10 protein-coding genes and 2 pseudogenes are annotated in these 10,960 nt (G+C 60.6%); 11 read left to right on the top strand and 1 reads right to left on the bottom strand.

The annotated features are described in order from the left end of the window. Nucleotides 1-402 precede the first annotated feature (402 nt). The 11 genes and pseudogenes from AWB82_RS21955 to AWB82_RS39210 all read left to right on the top strand — a co-directional run bounded on the left by AWB82_RS21955 (nucleotide 403) and on the right by AWB82_RS39210 (nucleotide 10,203). Nucleotides 403-870 carry a DUF6484 domain-containing protein gene (locus tag AWB82_RS21955; RefSeq protein WP_086970975.1) on the top strand — a complete coding sequence of 156 codons (468 nt, stop codon included), beginning with the start codon at nucleotides 403-405 and terminating at the stop codon, nucleotides 868-870. A 95-nt stretch (nucleotides 871-965) separates the two neighbouring features. Further along, nucleotides 966-2,171, top strand: a complete 1,206-nt coding sequence (locus AWB82_RS21950; RefSeq protein ID WP_159462612.1) for a TIGR02270 family protein — start codon at nucleotides 966-968, stop codon at nucleotides 2,169-2,171. A 266-nt stretch (nucleotides 2,172-2,437) separates the two neighbouring features. Beyond that, on the top strand, nucleotides 2,438-3,457 hold the full coding sequence (locus AWB82_RS21945) for a DUF2169 family type VI secretion system accessory protein (RefSeq protein ID WP_086970971.1): 1,020 nt from the start codon (nucleotides 2,438-2,440) through the stop codon (nucleotides 3,455-3,457). Then, complete coding sequence (locus AWB82_RS21940) at nucleotides 3,454-4,557, top strand: beta-ketoacyl synthase N-terminal-like domain-containing protein (protein ID WP_159462611.1); 1,104 nt, start codon at nucleotides 3,454-3,456, stop codon at nucleotides 4,555-4,557. The genes AWB82_RS21945 and AWB82_RS21940 overlap by 4 nt, the downstream gene beginning before the upstream one ends. Continuing rightward, nucleotides 4,545-5,504 carry a DUF4150 domain-containing protein gene (locus AWB82_RS21935; protein WP_086970967.1) on the top strand — a complete coding sequence of 320 codons (960 nt, stop codon included), beginning with the start codon at nucleotides 4,545-4,547 and terminating at the stop codon, nucleotides 5,502-5,504. Before AWB82_RS21940 ends, AWB82_RS21935 begins: the two co-directional genes overlap by 13 nt. A gap of 14 nt (nucleotides 5,505-5,518) precedes the next feature. Next, a complete protein-coding gene (locus AWB82_RS21930; protein ID WP_159462610.1) occupies nucleotides 5,519-6,445 on the top strand; it encodes a type VI immunity family protein in 927 nt (308 codons plus the stop codon). Continuing rightward, entirely contained in the window at nucleotides 6,432-7,187 is a 756-nt protein-coding gene (locus AWB82_RS21925; RefSeq protein WP_086970964.1) for a hypothetical protein, read from the top strand. The genes AWB82_RS21930 and AWB82_RS21925 overlap by 14 nt, the downstream gene beginning before the upstream one ends. A gap of 626 nt (nucleotides 7,188-7,813) precedes the next feature. After that, nucleotides 7,814-7,969, top strand: coding sequence for a hypothetical protein (locus AWB82_RS37695; protein ID WP_159462609.1), 156 nt, complete (start codon nucleotides 7,814-7,816; stop codon nucleotides 7,967-7,969). 363 nt (nucleotides 7,970-8,332) lie between these two features. Next, a complete protein-coding gene (locus AWB82_RS21920; protein WP_143756811.1) occupies nucleotides 8,333-8,926 on the top strand; it encodes a hypothetical protein in 594 nt (197 codons plus the stop codon). A gap of 170 nt (nucleotides 8,927-9,096) precedes the next feature. Then, nucleotides 9,097-9,561 (top strand): annotated as a pseudogene (locus tag AWB82_RS21915) (IS21 family transposase); the annotation flags it as partial. 330 nt (nucleotides 9,562-9,891) lie between these two features. Further along, complete coding sequence (locus tag AWB82_RS39210; protein WP_143756810.1) at nucleotides 9,892-10,203, top strand: hypothetical protein; 312 nt, start codon at nucleotides 9,892-9,894, stop codon at nucleotides 10,201-10,203. Nucleotides 10,204-10,299: 96 nt separating this feature from the next. On the opposite strand, the pseudogene AWB82_RS21905 reads toward AWB82_RS39210, so the two are convergent. Then, a pseudogene (locus AWB82_RS21905) lies at nucleotides 10,300-10,533 on the bottom strand (transposase domain-containing protein); the annotation flags it as partial. Nucleotides 10,534-10,960: the final 427 nt, after the last annotated feature.

Here is a 10,960-nt window from a genome sequence, read left to right as displayed (position 1 = left end):
TTCTTCGCCCTTAATGAAGACGGGCTCGTGCTTGCGCAACTCAAGGCAGCGCATGCATGCCGTTCAGTGTCACCTCACTGCACCTTACACCTTCGTGCCATCCGGCCGACCCAGCCCGGTACAGGCATCCCATCCGGTGGATGCATAGAAATCACCGTTATTGCCCTCGATCCCCGGTTAGACGGGCTGAAATGTGAGTGGGTAAGTTGAACCTGCTTGAGTCATCGGGTGGATGTGGCGAAGATGAAAGGCTTTCAGGACTGGCTTTCCGAAGAGCTGGAATGTCGTGTGTTTTGGCACCGGTCGAACACCGATCGCCAGGACAAGCCGTAGAAGCGGAATATGGACTTTGCAATTGATGCCGCGTCGCTCGTCTTACAGTCAAATCGAAAGGAGATTGTTATGAGCGGACGCGATTTTCTCGACCAGGGCCCCTGTCCGGCCATCGATGGCGTGCGGATCGGAGAGTTGGTCGGAATCAATGCCGACGATGCCTCCCCGCTGGTCCTCTACCCTGGCCAGCCGACGGGCGCGGCGCTCGTCGCACGAACGGTCGCGGATCTGCGCGGCCTACACATCGGCCGTCGGGTCGCGCTGATGTTCGAGGCAGGCGATCCGATACGTCCGATCATCATCGGCTGTCTGCTCGGCGGCGAATCCTGGCCGTTCGACGATACGCCCGCGCAAGTCGAAGTCGACGTCGACGGCAGGCGACTCGTGCTGACGGCGAAAGAGGAATTGGTGCTGCGCTGCGGAAAGGCGAGCATCACGCTCACGCGCGACGGATATGTGCGGATACGCGGAACCAGCGTATCTAGCAGTGCGTCCGGCACCCATCGCATCATCGGTGGATCGGTGCAGATCAACTAATGCGCGTCGCCATGGCTTCGATGTGGCCTCACGCGCCCTGTCGGCGACCGCCGGTCAAGCCGGTCGCGGACAGCGCAAGTGGCGTCCTTTTGCGCGTGCTGGAGCAACATGTTGAGGACGCCGCCGCGCTGCGGCGGATTCGCTCGCGCCTCGTGCGCGCGCCGCATGTGCGACTTCCCGATCTCGCACGACTCGACGAGCGCATCGCGGCACACCTCGACGGCGTCGCCGTGGCGGGCAGCGAAGGCGTGCGCGCGGGCATTCGGGCGCTCGAGCGCACGGCCAAGGGAGAGCTGTTTACCGCGGCCATCTGCTGCATCGAGGGGCGCTCGATCCCGGCGATTCTGCGGCTGATCGGACTCGGCGAGGCTGTGCCCGATACTCGCGCGGGTCTCCATTCGGCCTTCGGCTGGGTGAGCGCCAGCCGGCTCGCCGGTGTCGTATCGACGCTGCTCGCGAGCGATGATCCGGCCGCGCGACTCACCGGGCTCGCAGCTTGCGCGCAGCATCGCGTGGATCCGAAAGGTCGTCTCGACGCGGCGCTCATGTCGGAAGACGCCGTCTTGCGGGCCCGCGCGCTGCGTTGCGTCGGCGAAATTGGCCGCGTCGATCTGCTCGACGCATGTCTGCTCCATCTCGACGACCCCGACGCGTCCTGTCGTTTTCATGCTGCTTGCTCCGCGCTGATGCTCGGCGATCGGCGGGCGGCGCTCGCGGTCGTTCGCGATATCTCGCTTACGGCATCGGCGTGCGGCGACGCTGCGCTCGCGCTCGCGGCGATGGGTCTGCCGGCCGAGGACGCGCGTCGCTGGCTCGAACGACTCGCGGCACGACCGGAAGGCGCGCGCAGATCGATTCGCACCATGGGTTTCATTGGCGATCCGCGTTACGTGCAATGGCTGATCGGTCAAATGGGCGATGCGCGCTTCGCGCGGCTCGCGGGTGAGAGCTTCAGTCTCATCACGGGCGCGGATCTTGGCGCGCTCAGGCTCGAATGTCCGCCCTCCGCAATGGCGGATGACGACGACACGAACGACGAAGACGACGACGTGCCGTGGCCCGATCCCGACAAGGCGCATGCGTGGTGGGCGGCGAACAAGGCGCGCATGCCGGGCAACGTGTGTCATCTGATGGGCGCGCCGCCAACCAGGACGCAATGCATCGAAGTCTTGAGGAGCGGCACCCAGCGGCAACGCTCGGCGGCTGCTACCCGGCTGCGCCTGGCCGAACCGCGCAGCGTACTGTTCAACTGTGCTGGGCCCGCGTGGCGTCAGAAGCGCGCATTGCAGGCCATGGCGTAACGCGCGCCTGATGCGCAGGCAGGTCCGTCGTAGACCAAAACGAGGAATGACGTAAGGCTCACTTTGAATTCGACCCTGTTCATTCGTCTTCCCTGAAGAGCCGCACGCCTCGACGCCGCATGGAAGATCCGGTTCTCGACGCTTGATCGCCGATTCAACATGTCGCGAACCGTGCATCGTCGGCGTCGACCTCGGCAGAAGAAATCGGGCACGCTTCCGGCCAGTCGTGCTCCCCCGAAGCGACAGTCGAATAACTGGGTGTCAGCATGTGGCTGGTCATCAACCACACCTCTTATGCCGCGGACCGGACGTGGGTACAGGACCGGGACGCGAACAAGATCTGGTTTGTTCTCGTCAAGGCCACGTTCGACATTCTGGCCGACGGAACCACGTCGCTCGCTGAAAAGCAGGAATCCGTTCTGCGCGTCGCGCAGCCACGAGGGAAGTTCGGAGAATCCAGTCTGATCTACGAATCGGACATCCTCGGACTCAAGCCCGCTACGGATATCGTTGTGAATGGCCATGCATGGGCGCCGAACGGCAGGCCGGTAGCGAGCGTCGATGTCGGCTTCGCTGTGGGGCCGGTCCGGAAAATCCTGAGAGTGTTCGGGGATCGAGTGTGGGAACGGACCGTCATGCGGGGCATCGCGATGAGCACGCCGCGCCCGTTTTCGCGCATTCCTCTTGAGTACGAGCGAGCCTTCGGCGGTTGGGACCGCACCGCGTCTGATCTGGCCGATCACCGTCTGGAAAGCCGCAATCCAGTGGGCACCGGTTTTGTGTGCAACCTGGCCGGGCTCGACGGAACCCGATTGCCAAACTTCGAATATGGCGATCGCCTCATCGCTTCCTGGAAGGATCGACCGACGCCGGCGGGTTTCGGTCCGGTCGACTGCGCGTGGTCGCCGCGCCGCGAACTCGCCGGCACGTACGACGGCGAATGGCAACGCACCCGTGCGCCGCTGTGGGCAACCGACTTCGACCCGCGATATCACCAGTGCGCGCCGGGCGATCAGCAGGTGCAGGGGTATCTGCGCGGCGGTGAACCGATGCGCTTGCTCAACCTGAGCGCATCGGGATCGCTCTCGTTTCGCTTGCCGCGCGTCTACCCGTTCTTCGAAACCCGTATCGGACGCGAGCGCATCGAGCATCGCGGCCGGCTCTGCACCGTCCTGCTCGAACCGGACGTGCCCCGCGTGATCATGACCTGGCAGACCTCGCTGGTATGCAACGATCGCGTCGACGAACTCGATGGGACCATCGTCACCGAGAAGGAGGTCCTTTGAGCACCGAGCATGCAACGACGCGCACGCATGTCTGGCGGCAAGAACCGGCCCGTGAAGTGTGCGTGTGCGCCATCGGCGCCCGCACGCCGCTCGGACTCAGCGCGGCTGCGTCCGCGGCGGCCGTGCGCGGCGGCCTGTCAGCGGTTGCCATGCATCCGTTCTTGATCGACAAGGCCGGTGCACCGATGCGCGTCGCACTCGACGCCGCGATGGATGCGGATGCACCGATTGGCCTACGCATGTGGTCGATGCTGGAACCAGCGGTCGTCGAAGCATTGGGCGACGGCGTGCCGCAGCGCCTGCGGTGCTTCATCGCGCTGCCCGCGTCGCGCCCCGGTCTGCCCGAGTCCATCGGCCAGATGCTCGCGGAGTCGGTCGCGCACTCGTTCGCGCTCGATCGATCCCGCATCGCTCTGCTCGAGCATGGCCATGCCAGCGCGTTGATGGCGCTGCGCCTCGCGGCCCGGGACATCGCGAGCGGTGCCTGCGACGTCTGCTTGGTCGCGGGCGTCGACTCCTACCACTGCGCGGAAACGCTCGAATGGCTGGACAGAGAGGGATCGCTGATCTCGGGCCAGAACCGCAACGGTTTTCCGCCCGGCGAGGGCGCTGGAGCGTGCCTGCTCGCCACGCGTTCCTTTGCCGAGCGCGGCGGCTTGCCCATCCTCGCCACGGTGATGGCGGTCGCCACCGCGACGGAACCCCATCCAATTCGTTGCGGCCGCGTCTGCGTGGGCGAGGGCCTAAGCGCGGCGGTGCGTGCCGCGATCGGAGGAAGCTGCGTCGATGGCCGGCTCGTCACCGCCACGTATTGCGACATCAACGGGGAACGGTACAGAAACGAAGAGCTCCTGTACACGATGCTGAGAACGCAGGAAGCGTTTGTCGACGCGCACGATTACGAGTGTCCCGCCTGTTGCTGGGGCGACATGGGCGCGGCCAGCGGCGTGCTGTTCGCAGTCCTTGCCATTTGCGCCGGGCAGCGAGGGTATGAGAAGGGGCCGACGCCATTGCTTTGGGCAAGTTCGGATGACGGTTACCGGGCGGCAGCCGTGCTCGGACTCGATGCCGACGCGCGGAGGCCGCGATGGTCAGTGTAGGGGTCAATCCTCCGAAGACGCCGGTGACTGAGGGCAGCTTCGATCAGGCTCCCGCGACTTTGCCCAACGTCTGCAAGATGCCGGGGCCTCCCGCACCCTTCGTGCCGACGCCATTGCCCAATTTGGGGCGATCCGCGGATCGGCTGAAAGATGCGACGACCACTGTGAAGATCGAAGGCAACACCGTTGCGATCAAGGGCTCTCATTACATGAGCCAGCCTTCGCCCGACGTCGCGAGCCAAGGAACGGGTGGCGGAATTGTCTCGTCCAAAACACAGGGCAAGACCGAGTTCATCGCACCTGGATCGATGACCGTGAAAGCCGAGGGTAAGAATATCCAGCTCTTGGGCGATGCGATGACGAACAATGGGGGAAGCCCCGCAAACTCGGGTTGCGTTGGCAACCAGCAGTCGCCGCAGACGTTCGAGGAGATCCTGAAAGCAATCGCATGCAAGTGCGACAAGCAGGTCCAACCAAACAAGCAGTCGACATGCCGTGAACTCGGCACGCAAAAGCACGATTGTTGCGACAAGGAAATCCAGAAGCGAAAGAACAAGACGGGCCCCGGACGCCACGAGCAGCTTGCGCCCGAGCGCGGGTACACTAATCCATACAAGCCGCCTGCTACGCGAATAAAAATGACGCGGTTCCAATCCTATATCAGCAGGGCGAACCCTCGAAGCTGTTGGCCGGATGCGATGTTGCTCGATGAGAAGGGCAATCCGAAGCAGCTTTTCGACTTCAAATTCAGGTGTCCAGCGGGAACGCGCTCCCGGCGTAAAAAGGACAAGACTTGGAGTATATGCGATGGCAATCAGGATTACCCGACATGGACCAAATATAAGGACGGCACGTCGCAGCTAGACAAGTTCGTGGCGTTGGGTCAGCAACTCGGAATCGATAACGAAAAATTTCCACCTGCCATCATCAACAACGCGGGATGCTAAGGGGGTCAACTGGAATGGACTGGTCTGAGCTTACCGTCGTCGATCACGATAATCGGCCGCTCGCCGTCGCGGGTCTATGCGGATTCTTTCACTTCGATCGCTCTGTGCATGACATAGCGCACGCCGTGGCGGAGGGTATCGAACGTTACGTTGCCTATGTCGGACCGAACGCGCTGTCGGTGTATTCAGCAGCGAACGGCCGATGGAAACCGTGGACGCAGCGCCAACTCGACAAGGATCTGCGGCTTCTGAAGTCATTTCCGGCCGATCACCAAGGCGCACATATCGACTACGACTCCGACCCTGTTCCGGGGGCATATGGCGTGGCACTCGCCGCGTCCACGCTGGACGCGCAGATCGAGGGGGAATGGGCGAACCTTCTGCGTGTGGACCTGCCCGCAACCTGGCTGGATGACAGTCCGATTGAAGAATTCCTCACGTTCTTCGAGACACTGATTGAGGCGATCGAACCGGATAGCGCCAGTGCGGGGTTCGCCTTCAAGCGGACAGAAGGAACGATGCAGGAAGCGAAGCTTGGCGTGCATGCGAGGCTTCCGCGATATCTCGGTTTCGATCCGTGCTATTCACTTATTCGATACAAGTTGCGCGGCTGCACGTTCGCCGCGCACTGGCTGAATTTCGTCGGGCCACGGTTCATTGATCGCCTGGGCGGTGTCGAGACAATCGTCGAGGCACTGCGCGAGTGCGGACTTCGCAAGCTGAAATGCGGCGTGCTGATCCGAGGGGCCGAGCTTCCGCCGGTTGGCGATGTCAACCGGGGGGCACGCGATCTGGGCTGTTTGCCCGACGTGGCACGTCTCCTCAAGCCCACTCGGGTGTCCATGTCCGCCTTCGGTGAGCCCAATTTCGATGCCTCCGCCTGGCTCGCCCGGTTCGATGACTTGCCGTCCAGTCCGTGGAGCAATCGTGGGCTTTCCTAGACCATTCGTCACGGAGATCGATCATTGCCTCGCCGGCCGTGGCGGCGACCTGCAGGTATTAGTCACGTTACGTGATGGCGCGGCCCCGCCTGATCATGTCCGAACCCGCTTCGATCAAGTTTTTAGGGACCTATCGGACGCGGCCATGTGGGGTGCGATGGCGGGCCAGACGTTTGTTCCTGCCAGCTCGTTCCTGAAATTGCTGACGCCCGCCGGTTCTCAATCGCGCCCCGAACTTCTGTGGACGTTTGCTGGACGCAACGTGGACCCGGGATGCCTGCTCGTGATCGAGAACTTGATCCACGCACAGTACGGCGAAGTGGGGGGGGTCGCCTCACTGCGTCTCGGCGGCGAGCTTGCGCTTGGCCATGACTCCGTGGGCAGCGAACTACCTGGCGACTTCGAGCCGTATCCATTTACTGTCGAGTACGGATTTGAAGATCCGCAGGTGCTTGTCGACGTGACCTTCGCGGACCGGCAGGACGTGGAAAAGCTCGCGCCTTTTCGCATCGCCTGGCGAGCCTGGGAGGGCATCGCCATACGCGGCGGGTTTGCCGATGCCACGTATCGGCCAGGGCACGCGAGCATGATGGTCAAGGACGACCTACGCATCGTCTCGACGGGCCTGGGCGCTGCATACGGCCGCGTATCGATAGCAGACGCAGGCTTTTATTGTCTGGTGAACATGCTGCAGACGCTTCATGATCGCGGCGTTCCGATAGAGAGCGTCGAGATCGAGTGACTCGACGGCGACGGTCCGCTGCGGTCGCATCATCGGAATTGACATAAAAAATTCCGTGTTCGTTTCGCATTCGCTTGCCGGGCAGCCTTGCCTTTATCGAATTTGGAGCAATTGTGGGACCGAGAACGGATTTGGCGCTGAGCGTCGCAGGCAGAGCTGACGAACGTCCGAGGTCGCACCGCCGATCTCGGCCAGCAACGGCCGGTTGAGGTCGTCGTCCAGTTTGGCTGGCCGCGGTCTCGTTCGCCCTTGCTCAATGGCTGGTATCCGGCGAGCGGATTGCGGAGCGCACTGCCTCAACCCGGCCACAAAGGGACAATCGACTAGGGTGTCCAGATTGTTGGCGGTTCGGTGAATCCAGCATCACGAGACGCTTCCAGTCTAAAGATCTCAGCTCCGCCGCCGTAATCACGGATGTCCGATGGCTTCACGACAAGCCACTACTACGTTCCGTTGAACGCCATTCATTGCAACCTGATCCAACATTGCCAATGAGCTCGCCTGAGTCGAATCCTGGCCGTACTACGTCGCTGCCAGCCGATCTAGTCCGGTCGGTAATTCTTATCAGGAAATCATTTTCGAACTTTAGAATTTGTGTAGAAAATGCGTTCAAAAGGACGGAATTGATGGGCGATTACGAATATGAGATGTTTTCAGAAAACTTGAAAATGATCCGGGACGAAGCTGGAACGACCAAAATGACAATGTTCCGCGAGTTGATTAAAAATCATCCGCAGTACGCTGACCTCTATAAGGTATGGAACAAGCGGTTTCCTGAATAGAACTCCATCTATGGCCACCAGAGGTAGTTCATGTCACGCTTGTAGTCATATCAACATTCGAACTATTCAGGTTGCTATTGGATTATCCGTTGCGGAATCGTAGGTCAATGGATTCGGACGCATTCCATGCGTTTTTTCTTCGAGATGCAGGTGATGTGCGGCAAGCTCGAAGGAGTGCAGTCTTTCATTGCGGGGAAGCTGGATTTATTTGCGAACAAGTTCTAGACCGTCTGTAGTTCCGACTGACCTGACTGTCGGACTTGGGCTTCGCTCTACACGGCCTATAATGGGTTCGCAGAACAACTACCTAGCAAGGGGGTCGTTGTGCGTAAACCCTTACTTCTCTTGTATTGGATGCCGTGTGTGGCGCTTGGTCAAAATCCCGTGCCATTGGCATGTACCGTGGCTGAACGGGGCTTTCTCCCGGTAACCCCCGCTGATTGGGCGGGTTGGGGTTTGGTAGCAGTTACCTTCATCACGGTCGCAGGCGGTTTCGGAACCGCTGTTTGGGCTGCAAGAAAGACAGCGCATGAGGAACTTAGGCGACGGGTTCGCAGGGATAGGGAAAGATTGCTAACCGTAGTCAAGATCATCGAACTGGCAGTCGGGAGGCAGGACTACCTAACTGAAACATTGACTACTCAGCAGGAAATCATCGCTAAGAAAGACGCATACGAAGTTATGCCGGAGATACTCGGCTATGAACGGACGCTGAATTCGATTGATATTAGCCGCCTTCCATCGAAGATAGTACAAGTGACGCTGGTTATGGCAGCAAACTTCACGAAATTTCGGATCGTACTTCAGAACGCCTTTGAAAGCGCAGATGCAATGGATGAAGGCGCTTTACAGGAGTTTAGAGAAGATATGGAAGGCATACGAAATGAGATGCACGGTTTGAAATACAATATTCTCGACGTCGCGAGAACCGCCAGCGAGTTCAAAGACGAATTCTGACAGGGGGCACCTATGGCATCGTCCAAAGTTGTTCAGAGACGGCTGACGATCCAGAAATTTCGCAGCCAACTTCGTCAGAAGAAGACAGGGTTTTGGAAGGTTGTAGACGCGGCCTCACGCCATCCGGGTGTGTTCGAAACTATGAATGCAACTGCAACGTCACCGTCGTGCCCACCTATGCGGAACGGCAGAGCCCGAGCAAGCTCGACGGATTTGCGGCGAAGCTCGCGGGCTGGTTAAAGACGGAAGCCAACCGGCCGCGCAAGCAGCGCAGAACCCTCAAGCAGATTCACGCTGACCTCACTGTGCTGGGGTTCACCGGTTCCTACGACCGGGTCGCCGCCTTTGCACGTCGCTGGCGACAGGAGCAGCAGGAGCAGGCAAGGAGCGCAGCACGTGGCACCTTTGTGCCACTGACCTTTGCACCCGGTGAAGCATTCCAGTTCGACTGGAGCGAGGACTGGGCCGTGATCAACGGCGAGCGCACCAAACTGCAGGTTGCGCAGTTCAAGCTCAGTCACAGCCGGGCGTTCTTCCTGCGTGCCTATCTTCTGCAAACTCACGAGATGCTGTTCGACGCTCACTACCACGCGTTCGTGGCGTGGGGCGGCATTCCGCGCCGTGGCATATATGATTTTGTGGCCGGCCACAAAATCATATATGCCACGGCCGGGACAGCCGCCGAACCATTCGAAGGCGCGCCGATGGCAGGCCAGCCACGTCTCTACCGTCTGGTCGAGCACGATCTCGGCGTACTGGTGACGCGACCAGCAAAGCGTCATCACAAAGATCCACGTCTTGAGCGGAAGGCCGGATTCATTTGTGAGCACCGGGCCGGCGCCGAAGTCGACCTGCGCCGCGTCCGACGGAGGAAACTCTAGGATCGTCGTTGTGGTCCCCGGCTTGCGCTCGGCACCCAGACGACGCAGCATGCGCTTCACGGCGTCATAGCTGCCCGTGTAGCCGTGATTGCGTTGCAGGGCGGCGTGGATGGTGGTGCCCTGGACGCCCGCAGCCGCCCAGTCGCGGATCTGTTCACGGAACGGCTCGGCCGTCGACACGCAGGTGTGCGGCAAGTGCGGCGAGCGACCGAAAACGCCAGCGATCGTGGCGTCATCTGGCAACGGCTGTGTCGGATCCAGCCATCCGAGCCCCTCGGCTTCCCGGCGCACGGTCGTCAACTTCTTGCGTCCCATCAAGCCGCCGCGCGCGATGTCGCGGTCGGAATCGCCCTGCCGCATGCGGACAAGGACTTGGCGGTACTCGAACAATTGTAAGCGCTAATTTGAGCGCACCGGCGCGCGCATGAATTTCGCCGAGCGCCGCAAATCTGTTGGCGTGGAAGCGTGACGTTTGCGTGTGATTTTCTTTGCTCAGCCGGCGTCGATCGGAACCTGAGACTGCATGAACCGAAATGGCAGTAGGTCGCTTATGTCGGCGTCTTGTGCTCGTTGAGGCAGTTGGGTCAGTACGTGAAGCAGGTACGCGTATGGCTCGACGTTGCACGCGCGGCATGTAAGCACGAGACTGTAGATGACGGCGCTGGCTTTTGCTCCGGCGACCGTGTCGCTGAAGAGCCAAACCTTTCTGCTGGTGGCTATTGCCCGTTCATTCTGCCCATATCGGGCAGGAAGTCGAAGTTCATTATCGCTGGCATCCGCTATATAGGCGTCGCGTCAAAGTCAGAGATGTAGAGCATCGAGGCGGAAGCCCGGTCGTTCACGTGGAGACGGACGGTGGCGTAGTCAAGTTGATGGCGATGTGGATGCTCGATGCCCCTACATGTTCGGCGATGGTTCTCGGCGAACCGAGAGTTTCCGTAGCTGCACTGCATAACCTGCATCAATTGCTGGTCGATCGGCATTTGCGGGGAAACTCCCAGGACGGCTCCATCAACGTCCGGGAGAAACGCAATGGGCAATCTGCCAAACGTCGTTCCAGCAGGTCAACAATCGTCGGAGTTATGGTCGAAACTGGTGTTCGGGGCGAGGCGGGGATTTGGAGGCGGTGGAGGTTTAGCTGAGAATGTTGCTT

It is taken from the genome of Caballeronia glebae (assembly GCF_001545035.1).
Lineage (GTDB): Bacteria > Pseudomonadota > Gammaproteobacteria > Burkholderiales > Burkholderiaceae > Caballeronia > Caballeronia glebae.
Note: the sequence above shows the minus strand (reverse complement) of the source record. Positions and strands in the feature narration are given on the sequence as shown.

What these genes read in the sequence shown, in the direction of transcription:
- AWB82_RS21935 (WP_086970967.1), top strand. Translation starts at nt 4,545, where the DNA reads ATGGTCAGTGTAGGGGTCAATCCTCCGAAGACGCCGGTGACTGAGGGC.
- AWB82_RS21945 (WP_086970971.1), top strand. Translation starts at nt 2,438, where the DNA reads ATGTGGCTGGTCATCAACCACACCTCTTATGCCGCGGACCGGACGTGG.
- AWB82_RS21955 (WP_086970975.1), top strand. Translation starts at nt 403, where the DNA reads ATGAGCGGACGCGATTTTCTCGACCAGGGCCCCTGTCCGGCCATCGAT.
- AWB82_RS37695 (WP_159462609.1), top strand. Translation starts at nt 7,814, where the DNA reads ATGGGCGATTACGAATATGAGATGTTTTCAGAAAACTTGAAAATGATC.
- AWB82_RS21930 (WP_159462610.1), top strand. Translation starts at nt 5,519, where the DNA reads ATGGACTGGTCTGAGCTTACCGTCGTCGATCACGATAATCGGCCGCTC.